The 20,102-nt window shown below is 62.1% G+C and carries 11 protein-coding genes; 7 read left to right on the forward strand and 4 right to left on the reverse strand.

Annotated elements, in window-relative coordinates:
• Window positions 1-229 precede the first annotated feature (229 nt).
• The 7 genes from PLANPX_RS01875 (at window position 230) to PLANPX_RS01905 (ending at window position 12,532) form a co-directional block, all read left to right on the forward strand.
• Window positions 230-3,586 carry a right-handed parallel beta-helix repeat-containing protein gene (locus PLANPX_RS01875; RefSeq protein WP_152097082.1) on the forward strand — a complete coding sequence of 1,119 codons (3,357 nt, stop codon included), beginning with the start codon at window positions 230-232 and terminating at the stop codon, window positions 3,584-3,586.
• A gap of 627 nt (window positions 3,587-4,213) precedes the next feature.
• Window positions 4,214-5,260, forward strand: coding sequence for a dockerin type I domain-containing protein (locus PLANPX_RS01880; RefSeq protein WP_152097083.1), 1,047 nt, complete (start codon window positions 4,214-4,216; stop codon window positions 5,258-5,260).
• 70 nt (window positions 5,261-5,330) lie between these two features.
• Window positions 5,331-7,229 (forward strand): hypothetical protein, encoded by a 1,899-nt coding sequence (locus PLANPX_RS01885; protein ID WP_152097084.1) that lies wholly within the window; start codon window positions 5,331-5,333, stop codon window positions 7,227-7,229.
• A 71-nt stretch (window positions 7,230-7,300) separates the two neighbouring features.
• Window positions 7,301-8,068, forward strand: coding sequence for a hypothetical protein (locus PLANPX_RS01890; protein ID WP_152097085.1), 768 nt, complete (start codon window positions 7,301-7,303; stop codon window positions 8,066-8,068).
• Between the two features lie 143 nt (window positions 8,069-8,211).
• A complete protein-coding gene (locus PLANPX_RS01895) occupies window positions 8,212-9,255 on the forward strand; it encodes a DUF1559 domain-containing protein (RefSeq protein ID WP_152101765.1) in 1,044 nt (347 codons plus the stop codon).
• 100 nt (window positions 9,256-9,355) lie between these two features.
• Window positions 9,356-9,769: a hypothetical protein gene (locus tag PLANPX_RS01900; protein WP_152097086.1), complete on the forward strand. Its 414-nt coding sequence runs from the start codon at window positions 9,356-9,358 to the stop codon at window positions 9,767-9,769.
• Window positions 9,770-10,054: 285 nt separating this feature from the next.
• Window positions 10,055-12,532, forward strand: a complete 2,478-nt coding sequence (locus PLANPX_RS01905) for a BNR-4 repeat-containing protein (RefSeq protein WP_172991802.1) — start codon at window positions 10,055-10,057, stop codon at window positions 12,530-12,532.
• Between the two features lie 86 nt (window positions 12,533-12,618).
• Here the strand turns inward: PLANPX_RS01905 and PLANPX_RS01910 are convergent, their stop codons facing one another.
• The 4 genes from PLANPX_RS01910 to PLANPX_RS01925 form a co-directional block, all read right to left on the reverse strand.
• On the reverse strand, window positions 12,619-15,585 hold the full coding sequence (locus PLANPX_RS01910) for a glycosyl hydrolase (protein WP_152097088.1): 2,967 nt from the start codon (window positions 15,583-15,585) through the stop codon (window positions 12,619-12,621).
• Between the two features lie 337 nt (window positions 15,586-15,922).
• Complete coding sequence (locus PLANPX_RS01915) at window positions 15,923-16,255, reverse strand: hypothetical protein (RefSeq protein ID WP_152097089.1); 333 nt, start codon at window positions 16,253-16,255, stop codon at window positions 15,923-15,925.
• Between the two features lie 110 nt (window positions 16,256-16,365).
• On the reverse strand, window positions 16,366-17,628 hold the full coding sequence (locus PLANPX_RS01920) for a DUF1501 domain-containing protein (protein ID WP_152097090.1): 1,263 nt from the start codon (window positions 17,626-17,628) through the stop codon (window positions 16,366-16,368).
• A gap of 105 nt (window positions 17,629-17,733) precedes the next feature.
• Window positions 17,734-19,563 (reverse strand): DUF1549 and DUF1553 domain-containing protein, encoded by a 1,830-nt coding sequence (locus PLANPX_RS01925; protein ID WP_172991803.1) that lies wholly within the window; start codon window positions 19,561-19,563, stop codon window positions 17,734-17,736.
• Window positions 19,564-20,102 lie beyond the last annotated feature (539 nt).

Here is a 20,102-nt window from a genome sequence, read left to right on the forward strand (position 1 = left end):
ATGAGACACCGCGGGGCGCGACGAGCTTTAGATGTTTGCGGCTGGAGCTTAAAAAAGTACAATGCTCGCGCTTTTGTGGTAAATCTAATCTGTACTCGTTCTGAGGCGCGAAGCTATGTCCGCATTCGGATCTCTCTGGAGTGGCTTAAGGGGAAAGTCTCGGCGTCGTCGTTTGCCCGATTGGCGCGTCGGGCGACGTTCCATGGTGGAGAGTCTAGAGCTGCGCAGAATGCTGGCGGTTTATTTCGAGCGCATGGACAACGACGATCAATTTGTGTCGTACCACGCCGTGGCAAACACTCATTACGCTTCCGGGCCTCGCATCAGTTACGACGGCGTAGACGGATATGACGGCGACCCGGTGCTTCAAGCTGGCGGCGGGTTTGCTCAGGTTAGCGACATTGCGGGGCAAGTAATTCAAGAACGCAGCGGATTGGCGAGTAATTTGACGGGATTTGGCGCATTCGTTTTCGTTCCCACTGTCGTTGCGGCGTACCAAGTTGCCGCAGTCGTCGACGGAAACGCGAACTTCTGGGCGTTTACCGGCAGTGGAGTCGATCCGCAGTTGGCGATCGGCGGAGGTCTATTTCAGTTGGTAAACGACGACTTTCTCCTGGAGCCGGGGGCAACTTTCACGTTTCACGGCACGATGCTGCTTGCTGCGTATGGCAGTGATAGCGTGGGCGGTTCTGGCGGCGGCCAACTGAGCATGGAGGTGAGGGCAAGCGCCGGCGGGCAGTACGTGACGGCGACCATTTTTGATGGAATTTCAACGAGCGATCCTGCTGACGAAACATGGCAGGCTAATTCAAACATTCCAGGAGAGTCCGGGGATTTGGGTAGCCACACTCTAGAGAAGTACGTGGACTTTGAAATCACAGGGCTCACTCACGGGAGCAATGTCGATCTCGAAGTGCGAATCCACGACGAGAATGATTTCGGCGCCGGCGGATTGTTTAGCGGTACGGCAATAAGCAACTGGGACATCGTGTCCGCCATCTGGGGCTATGCCACCAAAGACGGATCGGGCGGAGGTCCTCCCGGCGGGCCTGGGGGCGGAGACGTTAACGGCGACGGAGAAGTTAATATCGACGACTACGAGTTGTGGGAGCAGGGATGGCGCGGCGAAGGGATTATCGGCAGGCCGACCTACGTGCAGGGCGATCTCAATCGTGACGGCGTCGTCGACGAAGCCGACCTGGCCGAAATCGCTAATGCAATGGTCAGCTCCGGCACGCAAAACGTCTACATCGTTTCTTCAAGCGGCGATGGCGTAGACGCGAATCGCACCTTCGGCAACCTGACGTTGCGCGAGGCGCTTGCCATGTCGAGCGCTTCAGCCGGGAGCAATGACCTCATCCTGTTCGCTCCGTCGGTATCGAGCATCGGTTTGTCTGGCAGCGAGTTGTCTGTCGCGGCCGACGTCGAAATCAGGGGGCCGGGGGCGAGTCAGCTGACCATCGACGCCGGGGGCGCTAGTCGAGTTTTTAAGGTCAATGCGGGCGTCGGCGCCACGATTAGCGGGCTCACCGTCACCGATGGCGGCAGCGTCTCTACCGGCGGCGGCATCCTCAATAACGGCAGCTTGACCCTCGACAGCGTCGTCGTTAGCGGCAATACCACCACCGCGGGGGGGTATGGCGGCGGGATTCTCACCCAGAACGGATTGACGGGAAACGCCTCGCTCTGGCTCACTAATAGCACCGTCGATGGCAATCATGCTGCGGTTGGCAGCGGCCTCTACCTTAGCGTCGGCGGCGGCGACGTTGAGATCGCTGGTAGCACCATTTCCAACAACGTCGGCTTGGGCCTTGGCGCCTCGACCTACTCGGCGGGCGGCGGCCTCGCCGCCGACAGCACGAACACCGGCTCGATCGAAATTAAGAACAGCACGTTTTCGGGCAATCAGGCCCTCTACAGCGGCGCCATCCGCCTGCAGAATAGCCTAGCTCCGTTCACCATGGTGAATTCGACAGTCGCCTACAATATCGGCGACGAAAGCGGCGGTCTCCAGCGCCTCAACAACACGTCGGACCCGGTTCTGCACAACACGATCATCTCCGAAAATAAGGAGTACACGACTAGCGCCAAGAAAGATATTTACGGCTCCGTCGACGCGACGAACAGCACTTTCAATCTCATCGGCAGCGGGGGAGCCGGCGGGCTCGTCAACAACACGAACAATAACATCGTGTTGACCAGCCTGCAGAATGCAGGTCTTGCGCCGCTCGGGGACTACGGCGGCAAAACGAAGACGCACGCGCTGCTGACCGCAAGCCTTGCTGTAGACAAGGGCAGCAACGACGTCGCCCTCGCCTACGATCAGCGCGGGCTTCCTCGCGAGTTCAATCTGCCGCTGAACGCGAATGGAAGCGACGGGTACCGCGACATCGGGGCCTTCGAGGCGAATAACAGCCTCGTGCTCACGGTCCGCGTCGATTACGACCGGTCGAATGCGATTTCCTACGTTGAGGATTTGAGCATCCGCGAGGCATTGTATCTTTCGCGACAGCTTGCGGGCGTCGAGCGCATCGAGTTCGCGCCCGAGCTCTTTGATAGCGGTCCGCTGACGATCACGCTGGGGGCAACCTTAGGCAGCTCACACGACTTTGCTCTCGTGGGCCCGGGCCCCGACAAGCTTATCTTTGACGGCGACGGGAATCAGGTGTTCATTGTCGGCGGGGCCGTCACCCTGGAAGGATTTACGGTGACTGGCGGGGAGGCTGATTTCGGCGGAGGAATTTTGAGTGGCGGCTCCGTCACGCTTCGCGACCTCGTCGTCGAGGCCAACGAATCCACCGATCTCGGCGGCGGCATCTACAATGTTGGATCGCTGACGCTGGATGGAGTTCGCGTCGTCGGTAATATCGCCGTCAATGGCGGCGGGGGCGTTTACAGCACCGGAAACCTCACCGTGTTAAACAGCGAGGTTTCCGATAACTCGCTCACGCAATGGTTCGGCAACGGCGGCGGGATTTACCATTCGCGAGATCTCGGCGGCAGTATCGCAATTCTCAATAGCACTATCTCGGGGAACACCGCCGTTAGCGGCGGCGGCGGATACGGCGGCGGCGTCTACATTGGGCTCACGGACGGTGATTACGACGCCACGGACGCCGTCATCATCAATTCGACGATTTCGGCGAATGGAGCCGATTTTGGTAGTGGTTTGTACACCGACCAACTCATGGGCGTTGCACGCCCCGTGTTGGTGCACAACACGATCATCGTCGACAACGCCTGGGACGTTGACATTGAAGGCCTGGCGTTGGATGCAAGCAGTTCGCACAACCTCGTGCGGGCCGGCTACGACGGCGGCCTGTCTGGCTTGGGGAACATTATCTTGTCGAGCCTCGACTCTTCAGGCGTGAAGGATCTCGATTACTACCGTACGAACAAGATTCGCACTCATGCGTTGACGGTCGACAGCCCGGCGGTCGACGCCGCGGACGATGCGATCGCCTTGTTGTGGGGCTTGACGGAGGACCAGCGAGGATTTGATCGCAGCGTCGATTACTGGACTGGCGATGATCTGACCGATATTGGGGCCCTGGAACTGCTCTTCATCGAAGAATATTGGAGCTAGTGTTCGTCTTTTGTCATTCGCGCAAGGCATTTGTGCTTGCTTCTTGGCGGAACTCCTTGAGCAGGGCGGCGCCCTAGCGCGCCGCCCTGCGATAATTCTGGAGGATGCTGCGACAGACGCTCCCCGCCTGTTCGTCTCGTCTCTTGAATTGCCGTTACCTTCGGCGGTCTGCAGGCCCGTCCGTTTTGCCAAGCCGCCCAGGCATTCTCAGCAGCAACGCCCCTCGCAGCGCCTTCTTGCCGTGGCCGAGCCTGTGCTGCCAGACCCCTCGCGAATTCAGCAGCCCGCTTGCGCAAGTTCTAGGATGGAGAAATACGGAGTTCCCCGGCAGCGGAGGCCGGAATGGAAGGCTCCCCTCCGCCGAGGGGCAGAAATATCAGGGATTTTGCCTACGCGGCCGGTCTTAAAACAAGGGATGAAACCGCTCGCTAATGTGGCCCTTTCTGAGTGTAATAGGAAACGTCCTGGCAGCTCCCCATCTCAGTGCGGCTAGGACGCCGTCGCTTCCGGGCGGCGATCCCGCGGTCTTGTCACCTTTTGCAATTCGCAGCCGAAACTGCCTCCCCCCGGCGTCCGTTGCCTCGACGCCGGCAGGTTGGGCACACGTTCCATCTAGGAGACGCTTTAATGGCCTCACGACGTCGCATTGTCGCTTGTCTAGCCCTCTTCTCTGCTTGCATCGTGGCTGGAAACAGCGCCTCGACTCGCGCCGCCGTCCTCTACGACGAGGACTTCACTGGCCTGCCGTCGTCGACGCTCAACGGCCAAGCTCCCGACGTCGACAACAACGGCGGCCTGAACGCCTGGGCGGCCCACACCAACTACACCGCCGACGGCAACATGACCCCCGTGACCGGCGGTACGGGGGCTTTCCTGCCGTTCATCCCGGCTGCTGGCAACGTCTACACCCTGTCGGCAAGCCTGACGGGCGTCACCGGCAACACCAACTGGGTGGCCATCGGCTTCGCCGAAGGCATTCCGGCGAACACCGCCACGACGGCTGGCAACGACTATCGGTTCCTTAGCGGTGCGGGCGTCGGCAAGGCCTGGATGCTGTTCCGCGGTCAAAGCACTTCGGCGACCACCAAGAACCAAACCCAGCGCGGCGACGCGAACACCGGCACCTTCGCCGCCAATCAGCTCGATTGGCTCGGCACGGAAATGTACGCCGGCGACATCGACCTGAAGATCGTCCTCGACACGACTGCCGCGTACAACGTGACGTTCTACGCCAAGCGTCCGGCCGACGTTGCTTACACGCAGGTTTCGCCCAGCAATCTGCCGCTCACCGCCACCGACATCGGCTCCGTCGGCTTCGCGACGAGCGCCGCCGCGAATGTGATCGACGCGAAGATCACCAACTTCACCCTCGAAACCACCGGCCAGGTCTTTATCCTCGGCGACGTCGACGGCAACGGCGCCGTCAACGCGCTGGATTTCAACATTATCCGCGACAACCTGTTCACGAACGTCACCACTCGCTCGCTCGGCGACCTCAATAGCGACGGCGTGGTGAATTTTAGCGACTTCCGCATTTGGAAGAGCGTCGCCAGCGCTGAAGTGATTGCAAGCATCGGTTCGTTCGGCGTTCCAGAGCCCTCGACGGCAGGGCTCGCCATTGTCGCCGTTACGGCGTTAACGACGTTTCGGCGTCGGATGACGTGCGAGGCCTAGTCGGCTTTCGCTCTGCGGTGCAACGACCTCTGAACCGACTTCTTGCAACACTCAAGTGCGGAGCTCACTCATGAAACTGTTCACTCTGGCAAAGCAAGGAGGGTTCGCAGCGATGATCTGCGCTCTCCTCGCCTCTGCCGCAAACGCCCAGGTAGCCGGCGTTGTTAACTACTGGCAGCAGCCGACAGGCAATTGGTCGACTCCTGCGAATTGGAGCGCTGGATCTGTACCAGACGCCAACCTCAATGAATTTGCGGTCATCGGCGGGACTTTGGCGACTCCCGCCGCGGGCGTCGCGACGGGTTCAGCCGTCGTCAATTCGAATTCTTTGCCGAGCATCGGCGGCCTCGTTCTTGGTTTGGCCGTTAATAACTCGGGCACGCTGCAAATCGCCAGCGGCGGCGCGCTTGACGTCATCGACAATCCCTTCGAAGGCGACGGCAGCATCACCGTCGGCTCTGCCGGCATTGGCGCCCTCAGCGTTGATCGCGGCGGCTCGCTCAGTGGACTCCGCTTCGCTGTAAGCAGCGCGACGGCAAGTTCGTTGACGCTCGGCAGCCTTGCTGGCGCCGGAAATGCGACTGTTAACGTTCAGACGGCAACGTTGGGCCGAACGACGCGCGTTATCGGTCCGAACGTCAATTTCACGGCCGCCGACTCGATTGGACTCCAAAGCAACAGCACGTTTATTGCGCAGATCACCGGCGCCGCAGTCGCAGGCGGCACGAGCCACTCGGCCCTCAAGGCCAATACGGTCGGTATGAACGGCACGCTCGCGTTGGAGTTCGCCGCGGGGATCACGCCGACCATCGGGAACGTCTGGAACTTGTTCGACGTCAACAACGTCGCCGGCGAATTTGCCGCTATCGACGCTTCGAAAGCGAAGGATCTTCCGCTCGGCCAGATCTTCGCCACTCGGACGCAAGCCGGCGGCACGAACGGCAAGCTTGTTCAACTGGGCATCGAGCAGCGACTGGTGCTCAACGTCAACCGCGGCACCGGCGCCGTTTCGATCAGCAATCCCGGCGCCTCGGCGATCGCGCTCGACGGCTTCTCGGTTTCGTCGACGACCCTCGGCGCGTTGAACTTGGCGAACTTCACTCCCGTCGGCGGAACTTGGCAAACGGCCAATTCCTCGGCGAACCGGATCAGCCAGCTGAATCCGAGCGGTACGCTCAACCTTGCCGGCGGCGGGTCGCAGGCCCTGGGCAACGTGTTCCAGGCCCCGACGCCAGTCGCTCTCGGCGACGCCACTGAAGACCTCGCCTTCACCTACACCGACGGCGGCGTCACGCGCACCGGCGTCATCAACTACATCGGCTCCCAGAAGGTCAACAACCTGACGCTGCTCGTCGATCCGGCGACCGGTCAGACGCAGATTCGCAACACGTCGAACTTCCCGATCTCGCTCGACGGCTACACGGTCGCCTCGACGTTCGGCGCCCTCGACACCGCTCAGTGGAGCAGTCTCGACGACCAGAACGCCGCCGGCGGCGATTGGCAGGAAGCCAACGTCAACGTCAACCGCATCTCGGAGCTCAAGTTTGGCGGATCGGTCAATCTCTCGACGAACCAGTCGCTGCCAATCGGCAGCGCTTACAACGAGACCTCCGGTAAGAAAGACCTGACGTTCCAGTTCCTCCTCAGCGGCGAAGCGACGGCCCGCACCGGCGCCGTGGTTTACGGCACGATCACCGCGCCTTCGGTTCCCGGCGACTTCGACGGCAACGGCTTGGTCAACGCCGCCGACCTGACGAAGTGGAAGAGCGACTACGGCGTCAACGCGAACTCCGACGCCAACGGCGACGGCAAGAGCGACGGCGCCGACTTCCTGATCTGGCAACGCAATTTCGGCGCTGGCGCTGCGACGGTGGCTTCGGCCGCCGTTCCGGAACCGTCGACGGCCGCGTTGCTGCTCTGCTGCCTCGTCGCCGCGAAGTGCGGCACGGCGGCGAGAAGACGCGGGTAAGAACGCCAGCCTGAATCGCGAACAGAGAAGGGCGTCGACTTTCCGTACTGACACCTTGAGGAGTGCGTCTAATGAAAACCCTGTTCCTGGCGCTGCTACTGACGGTCGGGGGCGCAGCCCTCGCCGACGGCGCCACGATTTACAGCCATAACTTCGGCGGCAGCAACGCGGCGCCGCTGCACGGCGTGGCGCCCGACGTCGACAACAACGGCGGGACGAACGCGTGGGCAGCCTACTCGGGATTTAAGGCAGACGGCACGTACGCGACGAACATTCAACGCGGAGCATTCCTGCCGTTTACGCCTGCCGCGGGAAACGTTTATGCGTTGGACGCTTCGTTCAGCGTCAATTTGTCGGCGTCAAATACCTGGGTCGCCCTGGGCTTCGCGAAGACGGTTCCTGCCAACGTCGAAGGAGCGATTAATCGATTCGTCGAAGGCGATAGCATTGGCCGCGCTTGGACGTTGATTCGCACCACGACCGCCGTCAATCAACAGTTCGTCGGCGGCGGCACGGCTGGCGCGTCGAACTGGGCTGCGGCGGGCCCCTCGGGCGGCGGCAGCTACGACGTGCGGATTGTCCTCGATACGACGGCTCCGACTTACACGGCCACTTTTTACGCAAAGCGCCCTGCCGACGTCGCTTACACCCAGGTGTCGTCCGGAGCGCTCAATCTGACGGCCGCCGACATTGGCGCCGTTGGTTTTGCTCAGAACAACGGCGCCGTCACGGCGAAGATTTCAAAATTCAGTCTCACCTCGATTCCCGAGCCGGCGTCGCTGACGATCGGCATAGGCGGAATCATGGCCGTCGTCGCGGCGTCGCGGCGGCGGAAATAGTCAACGAGTCAGCGTAAGTCGACCGTCGCCCCCGGTTGGGGGCAGCCAGGGGCGGCGTCGGCTTGCGAATAGTTACAGTCGAGAGCCGCGGCGTCGTCGCGGATATCACAACGGAACGTCCCCCAGCGTCCGAGGATAGGAAGATGAAACGTCGCGTCGCAGGATTCACGCTCGTCGAGCTGTTGGTGGTCATCGCCATCATCGGGGTCTTAGTCGCCCTACTGCTCCCCGCCGTCCAGGCCGCCCGCGAAGCGGCTCGCCGGTCGCAGTGCATTAATAACCTGCGCCAAGTCGGCCTTGGGCTGCTTGGAGTCGAGGACGCCAAGAAGCGTTTCCCGGCGGCGCGCAAGGGTTGCGAGGGCGCCACCGGCGTGACTGCCTTCGACGGCGTCGACTGCAGTTCGCGCAAGAGTTCCAAAGGTATGGAGATGGCTGGCAGCGGCGCGAGTGGACTGGTCTTTATTCTTCCGTACGTTGAACAACAAGCACTCTACAATTTGCTGCAGCCCGAACAATTTCCCCTCTGGTCGGCCACGACGGGTGCAACTGATTGGATTGTTGACGTGGGAGTCCAACAAGGCGTGCGGCAACGCCCAGACTTAATGGCTTGTCCATCGGATAGCGACAATAAGGAATTCGCCGAGTATGTCCACGTCGCACCGGCTCGCTATCAATACGCCACCGGTAGCTATGCCTTGTGCTCTGGCAGCGTGACTTCGCTTAATAAGTCAGGAGCTAACCCTCTCCTGTCTCCGACTCCGGCATTGGATTACAAGTGGAACGGCGACGGCGTCTTTTTTTACGCACGTCAGATGAAGGGAGCCGAAATATCGGACGGACTTAGCAACACAATTTTCGCTGGTGAAGTCATTAACGGTTACGGAGAGACGGCGATTGACGGAAAAGTCGTTAATTCCAACATCTGGACGAACGGCAATCGCTGGAACTCGTGCATGCGAACGACGGCCACGCAAATCAACTCCATTCCCGGCGAGCCAGGCGGCGTCGGCGGCGTGATCGACGTGGCTGGCAATCGCACCAACGGCGGCTTCGCTAGTCGCCATGCCGGGGGCGCCGTCTTCGTCTTTGGCGACGCTCATGCCACGTTCCTGAATGAGGGCATCGACGCGAGTGCCTACATGTACCTCTCGACTCGTGCTGACAGCGACATCGCGGTGGTCAATTAAATTCGAGGCCCGGCAAGTCTCGTTGCGGCGGTTAGTCTCTCGCGTTATTACGACAGACGTTCCCAGAACCTAAACGGATAGCAGTGTGTTTGCGTACCAGTTGAGATCATCGCTCCTCCTTGCCATCCTGGCATGCTGCCTGCTCGGATGCGGCGACGGCCGGCCGACGCGGGTTCCCATTTCGGGAAAAATCACCGTCGATGGGCAGCCGTTGAAGTTCGGCGTCATCGTTTTCAAGCCAGCGACAGGCCGCGCATCTAGCGGCCGTTTGGATGCCGACGGTCGCTATGTTCTGTCAACTTATGATCGCGGGGATGGCGCCATCGCTGGCGACTACACCGTCACGATTTCAGGGAATGAACAGCTGAGCGAAACCTCTCATCGCTGGCACGCTCCGAAGAAATACAGCGATCCCACCGCGTCGGGGCTGACCGCCACCGTCGAGAGCCCCCGCGACGACCTCAACTTCGAACTTACCTGGGACGGCGGCAAGCCGTTCGTCGAGAAGTTCTAAGTTGCGTAAAGAACCCGCACGCACCCTAGCCCCGGGCTCCGCCCGGGGGTGGCTCTCTACGCCGGTAGACTTTGCTGCGCGTAGGGCCGCTTGAAGACGCTTCAGCTAACGATACCGCAAGTGGATCTAAGAAACAAAACCGTCTGGTCCCCTCCCCTCGATGGGGAGGGCTAGGGAGGGGTGGCGAAGCAGGTACCAGCGTTCCACCCCCTCCCCAACCCTCCCCTCAAGGGGGAGGGAGCCGGAAGATAATCCTTTGCTCGACCTCTCATGCAGCTCCGCGGAATGAAGCCCACTCACTCACGACGATCAGCAGTGCGCTTCGCCGCGCTCCGCAAGTTCCGCCCGCTACTGTTGGCTGCAGGCGCGCTCGGCGTATGCTCCGCCCCAGCCGCTCGCGCGGAGAACTTCGTCACCCGCAGCATCATCCAGGACGACAACCCCGCGACGAACGACTTCGCCCGCGCGAACACTAATATCAACGCCGTCCCCATCAAGCGCAACGCGCTCACCACGGTCGGCGATTACCAGTTCACCAGCTACTACCAGCAAGACGGCAAGATCGCCATCGGTCGCCGCCGCACCGGCCAATCGACCTGGGATATTTTTCGCACCGAGTTCACCGCCTATAACATCAACGACGATCACGACATCAGCAGCATCGGGATCGACGGCGACGGCATCTTCCACATGTCGTGGGGCATGCACTCGAACAACTTCCTCTACACCAAGTCGACCTCGTCGGTCCTCAATTCGAATCCGATCAACCTCATCGGCGGCTCCGTCGGCAACGCCGCGGCGCCCAACTCGATGACTGGCCTCTACAACACGGCCGTCACTTATCCCGACTTTTACAACCTCCCCGACGGCGACCTGCTCTTCGCCTACCGTAACGGCGCCTCCGGCAGCGGCGACTATCGCATGCGTCGCTACGACACCGCGACCGACTCGTGGAGCGAACTCGGCGCCGGCGCCAACGACATTTGGATTGGCAAGAACGCTCCCGGCAGCACTTCGCCCGACGTCAACGCGTATCCCAACGAACTCGCCTTCGGCCCCAACGGAGAGATGCACGCCACCTGGACCTGGCGCACCGGCGGCGACACGACCACCGGCGAACCTGGTTTTCAAACCAATCACAATATCAACTACGCTCGCTCGAACGACTATGGCGCCACCTGGACCAACATGGCCGGCGTCCCGTACACGACGCCGATCTATGAATCGAATGCCGAGGTCGCGATCAATCTGCCCGAAGGAAGCAGCCTGATCAACACCACGGCGATGGCCGTCGACAAACTCGGCCAGCCGGTGCTCGCCACCTGGTACGCCCCCGGCGCCCCGCAAGGAGACCACGCTCGGCAGTACATGTTCGCCTGGTACGATCAGTCGCAATCGCAGTGGAAGACCTCGCAGATCAGCCACCGCACGATCGACGGCCCCGAGAAAACGACCGAGGCCGTCGTCCGGGACATGGCTCGGCCGATCGTCGTCATCGACGACGCCAATCGCGCGATCGTCGCCTATCGCGACAATCAAGACGCCAACGGACTCACGATCGCTTACAGCGTTAGCCCGCAACGGAACGATTGGCAAACGTTCGATCTCACGACCGAAGACCTCGGCAACTGGGAGCCGACGTACGACGTCAACCGCTGGCGCGAAGATCGCGTCCTCAGCTTTCTCTACCAACCAAGCGGCCTGGGCCAAACGGGGTCGCCGATCGAGGTCCTCGACTGGGATTCGAACGCCTTCTTCGCCGACCTCACGGCGCCGAAGCTCCACCTAGTCGTCGATCGCAGCACCGGCCTCGCGACGATTCGCAACGCCACCGGCGAGACCGTCGCCGTCGACGGCTACTCAATCAGCTCCGCCGCGGGTTCGCTCAATCCCGCGGGCTGGTCGAGCCTCGCCGATCAATCGCGCCCCGGGTGGCAGGAGGCGAACCACCTGGCGACTCGGCTCAGCGAACTGAATCCCTTCAACTCGCTCCAACTCAATAACGCCGCGACGGCGACTCTCGGCCAGGCGATGGCGACGAACGCCGCGTCGCTCGCTCAGGCGATTCAGTCGAGCGACCTGAAATTTGAATACACCACCGCCGCCGGAACCCGCAACGGCGTCGTCGAGTACGTCGGTTACAACAACATCGTCATGTTCGTCAATCCGCTCACCGGCGAGGCGACCGTCCGCAACATGTCGAACTTCGACGTCGCGATCGACGGTTACACGATCAGTTCCGCCGACGGCTCGCTTGAACCAGGCGTTGGCGATTGGCTCAGCCTCGACGATCAAAACGCCAGCGGCGGGCAGTGGTTCGAAGCGAACGCCTCGGCGACTCGCGTCTCGGAACTGTTGATGAGCGGGGCGATGGCGTTCAACAAGCACGCTGCTTTCAAGCTCGGCGCCTTGTTCGATCCGAACGGCGCGACCGACCTCTCGTTCCAGTTCCTGCTCGCCGGCGATTCGACGCCGCTTTCGGGCGAGGTCGTCTATCAAATCCCCGGCGACTTCGACATGAACGGCTCGGTCAACGCCGCAGACCTCGCGATCTGGCGCGGGGCCTTCGGCGTCACGAATGCCGCCGACGCCAATGGCGACGGCGTCAGCGACGGCGCCGACTTCGTCGTGTGGCAACGCCACTACGGCCAAACTTGGACCCCCGCCGCAGCGATCGCCCAAACCGCCGTTCCCGAGCCCGCGACCGCCGCGCTTGCTTCATTGGCATTGGTGGCCCTGGCGGTTCGCAGGAAGAGTTTTTAACCACGAAACACACGAAGTGACTCTTTCGTGTCATTTCATGTGTTTCGTGGTAAATCTCTCCGCATTTATCCCACGAGTGGCGCCAATCACTCCCGCTCCAGCACCTGCACCGGGCCCAGCATTCCCGACAGCATCAGCGGGCTATCGGCTTTGTACTTCCGAATATTCGTCCGCGTGATCCGCTGCTCCGGCGGCAGCTTCGCGTCGCCGATCAATCGATTCGGCCACAAATTGGTCACCGTGATCTTCAGTTCGTTCGCTCCTTCGCGCATGGCGGGGGTGGCGTCGAAACGAAACGGCGCCGTCCACGCCGTGCCGATCGGCTTGCCGTTGAGTTCCGCTTCGGCGATGTTCTTCACGTCGCCGAGGTCGAGCCAGAACGAACGCCCCGCCTTCTTCGCCGCCGCGACGCTGCCCGGCGGCATCTCGAACGTGATCCGGTAGTCGACCGGACCTGAGTAGTGCTTGTTCCCTTCTTCGGTTCGCCAGGTCCAACTCCCTGGCGCGCCGAAGGTTACTTCGCCGGTCCCGCCGCGCGCCGGATCGAAGTAGACTCGCCACGGTCCGACGATCTTCACAATCGGCCGATAGAATCGTTCCTGCGGCGCCTCGTTCGTTACTCTCTCGGCGACCGGTCGCCGAAACAAGACGAACGTCGAGCCATGCGGCGGCAACATGAGCGGGACGATGGTGCGTCCCTCGCTTTCATTCTGGGCGAACGCCGTCGCGTCGCGCCGTTCGCCGCTCACTGGATCCCACAACTCCGGCTGCCGACCAGCGACGCGGAACATCGCCTTGCCAGTCTCCCACCGATCGAGCCGATTGGAGACGAAGTACAAGTCGCCTTCGCTCGTCCGCCGATGGATAAAGTCGACCTGTTGGTCTCCCGTCGGCGAGAGGAACTCAAAATCCTGCGGAACGCCCAGCTGCCGCAAAACTTCGCGCGTTGGTTTGCCAGTGATCACGCGTTTCGTCGCGGGGCCCCCCTGCCCTGCGGCGTCTTTGGCCGGCTCTTTAGGCCACAGTCGCTCCGCCAGCGCCGCGAACTCCGCCGCCGCTTCAGCCCCGCCTGCGAGCCCGATCGGCGTGCTCGGTTTTTCGCCGATCACCGTCGCCCCGTCGTCGACGAGCGTCGCGACGTGCCGCAGCGCTTCCAACCCGTAGCCGTTGCCGCACGCCGGCAGCACGAGGGCGCGGTAACTCGTTCCGTCCGGCAGTTTGATCTGCCCCGCTTCGACCCGCGTCCGCGAGATCAGCGCATCGGCGTTCGTCACGTCGTAGTCGTAGCCCGGCAGCAGGCGAGCCGGATCGTTTTCCTTCACGCGCACGAAGCTCGGCACGTTTTCGCCGTAGAAGTAGAGCACGTCGTTCGCCGGCAATCCCTGCTGCAGCAAGAATTGGCAGCGATTGAGATACGCGAAGAACGGTCCCGATGCATGCCACCAGGTCGTGTTCGGATTGATGTGCGTCCCCGCGAAGTACGCCTGCCCCGGCAGCCCCATCTCCGGCGGCGAGCAATCGAACGTGTGCAGCATCGCAAGGTTCAACCCCTCGCACGCCGCGCGATCGAACACTGGCTTCAACTCGCGCGGGCCCTCTTCCCAGTGCGGCCCGATGGTCGTGAAGGCTTCGGCCAGCACTGTTCGCCGCCCGTACAGATGCGCGGCCGACGCCGGTTGCTTGGTGAAGAATCGCGAGTCGTCGGTCGGACGATGCGGCGACGGCCCCCAGAACTCGCCCATCATCACGTCGCTCTTGCTCAGGCAGAGCAGCGCATCGATCGGCGCCGAGTGCGGCCCGCCCGATTCGGGATGAATCCCCAGCCCATGCGCGTGCGCATGTTCCGCGAACGCGCCGTAGTTGTTCTCGGCGATTAATTCGGCGAGCGTCCGGCGAAAGTCGGCGAGAAACCGGTTCGAAGTGGAGCGATCGCCCACGACGTACCCCGCAAGCGCCGGCAGCATTGAATCAAGCTCGTAACCGCGTCGCTTGGCGAATTCCGCCGGCAGTTGCGGCGTCCAGTTCACCGGGCCGAGTTCCCAACTGTCCGTTTGCAGATAACGCAGCGTCTTGCCGAGGTAGGGCTTCGCTTCGTCTAGAATCGGCGCGACGACGTCTTCCCAATATTTGTCGAACGCATGCCGATCGAGATAGTCGATCGCCCAGCCGTTCCATCCCTCGCTAGAAGTCGAGACGATTGAATTCGAAAGCGTGTAGCCGAGCCGCACCACGCGCCACTGCCCCGGCGACGCCTGCCACTGCAGGCGTCCCGTTTCGTCGACGGAGTCGGAAATATCACGCACGCTTTGCGGATCAACGACTCCCTCCTCGCTGCCGCCGCCCGGATGCAACAGCCATCCCGCGTCGTTTGCGCTCGAACTCCCTGGGTAGTCGTGATACGCCTTCGGCCGGAACCGCTCGATCGTCGCCGGCGCTTCGCCTGGATCGGGGAACGCGATCACGGCGACGTCGCGATAGTAGTCGCCCACTGTCGGCGGCTGTTCGAGTTGCACGTCAATCGCAGCGCCCAACTCGCCGCCGTCAACGGTGGTCCATGTCCACATCAATTTCTTCGACGCCTGTTCGGGCGTTACGGTCGGCCCCCCCATATTCCAACCGCTGACAATGTTGACGCCGATCTCCAGCCCTAGCCGGTCTGCCTCCGCCAGCGCGTGTAGAAACAGCACTCGCCATTCGGGCGAACCGAAGTCGGGCCCGTGCGGCACCGGATCGTGTCCCGTCTGCGTCGCCCCGCCGGCGTCGATGATGTTGGCGCCGCCGAAACCCTTCGCCTTCATCTCTTCGAGGTCGCGCGTGATCGCCTCGGCCGTGACGTTGCCGTTGAGCCACCACCACCAACAGCGCGTCCGCGCCTCGCGCGGCGGATTGTCCCAACCTTGCTCCAGCGGCATGAGCGGCGTGAGCGAACTCCGCTGCTCGGGGAAGATCGCTTCATTTGCCTCCGCCGCCGTTGCGAACTCGACGGAGCATATGAACAGACTGATCGAGCAGACGAGCGCGGCCGGTGCGTAGTTGAAAATCAAACGGTTCACCGAGACGCACCTACGGGATCGACGCGACGGACGGAGCCCCTCCCCAAAGATCACGACGCGCGGGGCAAACGACGGGCAAAAACCGCCGGAGGCAAGCTACCCAATTGATTCTCGTTGCCTGCTACAAAGAATGCAAACGATTGTGGCTGTAGGGGTTATGCGGGCTGATTCTCCCGCATATTGGCGGGCGGAGAAGGAGCGAAGGCGCGCGAAGAAGGAAGAGTGAAGGGCTGATGAAGGACGGGATGTGTGAAGATGGCTCCGCTGTTTTCTTAGCGTTTCTTGACGTCTTCGCGCCTTTGCGAGAGAAGTAAAAGTCCCCAACCAGCTAAGAGACTCAACCAAAGAATCGACTAACGACCATGAACAACAGCACCGGCACGGAAATCGCCATAAAAAACGTCCCCAGCCCGGCGCCAAACATCCAGCCTTCGCCACGATGAACGAGAGCAGAACGCATCATGCTGAACCCCAAGGCCGCCAGCCCGAGTACGCCAAAAGCCGCCATCGGCAGTAGTAGCAAAGCCGCCACGCCAATCGCAATGTAAATCGGCAACCGAGCTCGCCGCGCCTCTTCGCGCTCTATCGCCGCCCAATCGGGCTCATGCGCAACGGCCGACGGCGAATCCTTTTCACCAACCATCGCATCGTCGGAAGATTCCGAATCCATCCGTTCTCACGCACTCTTTCTCAATTTTTTCTTTGCGTTTCTTTGCACCTTTGCGCCTCTGCGAGAGATTTAAAACTTAGCCTTCGCAAGAAACTTGAGAGCCAAGCCAGCTACACCAGCTCCGAAATCACCTTCCCCCCATTCGCAATCTTCATCGGCCGCCCGTTGCTCGCCGTGAACACCGTCTCCAGCGAGATCCCCATCGCCCGGCAGACCGTCGCCATCAGGTCTTCGCTGCTGTACGGCTCGGTCGTCACCGCGGTGCCATCTTCGTTCGTGGCGCCAATCACCTTCCCGCCGGGGATGCCGCCGCCGCCGATCACCACGCTCCAGCTCCGCGCCCAGTGATCGCGGCCCGCCGTCTCGTTGATCCGCGGCGTCCGCCCGAACTCGCCCATCCACAAGATGACCGTGTCGTCGAGCAACCCCCGCTCGTCGAGATCCTCCACCAGCGCACTCATCGCCTTATCGAGTTCCGGCAGCTTCTGCTCCAGCGTCGTGAAGCAATTTTGATGCAGATCCCAGCCGCCCATCGAGACCTCGACGAACGGCACGCCCGTCTCCACCAGCCGCCGGGCCATCAAACAGCCGCGACCAAAGCCGCTCGTGCCGTAGCGATCTTTCATCGCCTGCGGTTCGCTGTCGACTTTGAACGCCTCCATCTGCTGGCTCGACATCAAGTCGATCGTGTTCCGCAGCACCTTCGCATGTTCGCCCGCCGCGCTGCCGCGATTCTGGTCGATGAACCGCCGCTCAAGCATGCCGAGCAGCTCCATCCGATCGCGCATCCGCCCCTTCTCCGCCGGTGCGTCGAGATTGCGGACCCGCCCGTTCGAATCAACCTGAAACGGCGCGTACCCCATGCCGAGGAACCCCGGCCCTTCGCTCCCGCCGCCGACCGACACGAACGGCGGAATCTCCAGCCCCGCCGTCTTCGCCGCCAGCTCGTGGGCCACCACCGACCCGTAGCCAGGATGAATCACGTTCGGATTCGGCACGAACCCCGTGTGCAGGTAGTACGTCCCGCGCGTGTGGTCCGCCTCGCGGGTGCTCATCGACCGCACGATCGACAGATGCTTCATCTGCTGCGCCACCTGCGGCAACAGCTCGTTGATCTGCCCCTCGCCCGCCGTCGAAATCGGCTTGAACTTCCCGCCGGTCGCCGCCCCCGGCTTCATGTCCCACATATCAATCGTCGGCGGCCCGCCCCCCATCCACAGCAGAATGCACGATTTGTGATTCCGCTTCAGCTCCGCCGCGTTCGCCCGCAATGAATGCGTGAGCGCCAGCGCCGGCCCCGCGAGCGCCGAAGCCCCCGCCAAGTGCTGCATGAAGTGCCGCCGAGACATGCCGTGGGGAGTGGTGAAATTCATGGGAGAGTTGCGAGTTGCGAGTGACGAGTTGCGAGTGAAGGCAAGTAGAGCTTGTGAGAGTTTTGCATTTCTCTCGCAACTCAAAACCCGCCACTCGCAACTTCTTTAGTGATTCAAAATAAACTCATTACTATTGAGCACCGCCCACCACACATCCTGCAGCGTCTCCACGACGTTGCCATACCGCGCAGCCAGCAGCTCGTTGCAAACCTTCGTCTCATCCTTCCCCGGCAGCCGCCCCAGCGCCGCCCGGTAGAGGTAGCTGATCTTCTCGCGATCCGACAGCTCGGCGTTGTTCGCCACCTTGTCGAGGAACCCGCCGCTGTCCGCGCTGCACGCCCGCCGCACCAGCTCGCCGTTCATCATCGTCAGCGCCTGCGGGATCGAACCATTGAAACTCGTCGTCTCGGTCCCTTCGTCGTTGCCGCTCGCCGTGTTGAACTGCTCGAGCCACTGCTCCTTGAGCCGCTCGCGCTCCCCCTTCTTCAGCCCCGCGTCGGCGTGCGTCGCCGTCAGCAGCGATTCGTACAACTGCTCCGGCCCCATCTGCCGCACGTAAAACCGGCTAAACTGCGGTGGCCGCCCCTGCTCCGGATCGTCCTCCTTGTTGCCGGCGCCAATCTCGCTGCTCAGCCCGTACGCCTCGCTCAGCGCGATCCACCGCATCAGCTGCTTCATGTCGAAGCCCGCCGCGCGGAAGTCGTTCGCCAGCTCCTCCAGCAGCTCCGGATGCGAGGGCGGATTGTGCGAACCCATGTCGTCGATCGGCTTCGTGAACCCATACCCCATGAAGTGAGCCCACAGCCGATTCACCGCAGCCCGCTCCAGCTCCGGCGCCGCGAGCATCAGCTTCGCCAGCTCCGCCCGCCGATTCACCTGCGCGAGCCGCCCGCTGTTGCCGAACTCCGGCCCCTGCTCCGCAAACATCTCCGCCAGCGACCGCCCGTCGACGAACGCCGGATAAGCGACCTGCAACTGCCCGTTCCGCAGCTCGTAAAACAACGGCGCCGAGTACAGCTCCGCCTGATCGCGATCGACCAGCTTGCCATCTTTCATCTCGAGGAAGATCTCGCGGCGATTGTCGCGCGCCAGCATCTTCCCTTCGCCGGCAATGTCGGCGTCGCTCAGCGTCGCCAACCGCCGCGGATCATCGTCGTCCGGCCGCTCGACCTCGACCCGCGCCTGCCGAAAGAAGGCGTTGAGCTCCCAAAACTGGTTCTGCCGATGTTCGTTGAACGGATGGTTGTGGCACTGCGTGCACTGGACGCTCATCCCCAGAAAGATCTGCGCCGACTTCGCCGCCGCCTGGACGCCCCCCTCGTCGAGCTTCTCCACCAGGAAATTGACGGCGCCATTGAACTCCGGCATCTCCGGCCGCGCATCGCCGCTCGCTGTGATTAGCTCCCGCACCATTTGGTTGTAGGGGCGATTCTCCGCAAAGCACTCGCTCAGATACGCCTTCATCCCCGACCGGCTGGTAATCGACTGCCGATCCGTCCCCCCGGTGCGGCCGATGAGCACGTTGGTCCACACGGTCGTCCAATTGCGGGCAAAATCATCTGCATAATCGGGCCCGAGCAACCGGTTCACGAGCTCCGCCCGCTTCGTCTTGCTCCGCCGCGCGAGATACGCATCCAGCTCCGCCACCGTCGGCGTCCGCCCGAGCAAATCAAGATAAACCCGCCGGCACCACTCCCCGTCAGAAGCCGCCCGCGACGGGCGCAGGTTGTGAGCTTGCCAGCCTGCGCGCAAGAGCGCATCGATCCGTGCGACGACAACATCGGTTTCCGGCGCCGCGAGAAACTTCTCGCCTTCGCTTTTGCCATCGCCGCTTGCCGGCTTCGCGCTGGCGTCAGCCGCTTCAGCTGCCTCGCCCACATTGAGCTTCTCAGCGGCATGCGTCGGCAGTACGAGCGCCGACAACAAGAAGAGCATCCCCGCCACTCCGCCTCCGCAGAGCCATCGCCGCCAGGCCAGGGAATGAACAAAACGGGCCACCGTCATGAAGCCCTCAATGCGAACCAGAAAAGAGTCGAAACGCCGCGCCATGCGGCTCAGTGATTCATTCTAAGCGACGACGCCCAACAACCAAAGAAACGGGAGCGTCAGTGGTCCGTCGTCAGTTGCCAATCTTTCGGCTGCCACGCAGGTGGTGTGGCTCCCTCCCCCTTGAGGGGAGGGTTGGGGAGGGGGTGGAACCCTCGCATCTGCGTCGCCAACCGCCCACTAATCCTGCTGATCCCCCCTAGCCCCGGGCTCCGCCCGGGGGTCGCGCCGCCCATCGAGAGACTATCCATCAACCTCCCGCTCACCCCTCAGCAGCAGCCTTTCCCCCCGCCTGAACCCCGAACCCTCCCCCCTGAACCCTCTGTTGCAAAAAGCCTCACTTGTTCAATTTTGCAACACTCAAAAAGAACAGGCGAGCCTGGGATGCCTTGTGAAGTGCTTCCCAGACTCGCCTGTTGTGGGGCTCG

Origin of the sequence: Lacipirellula parvula, assembly GCF_009177095.1 — a bacterium.
GTDB lineage: Bacteria > Planctomycetota > Planctomycetia > Pirellulales > Lacipirellulaceae > Lacipirellula > Lacipirellula parvula.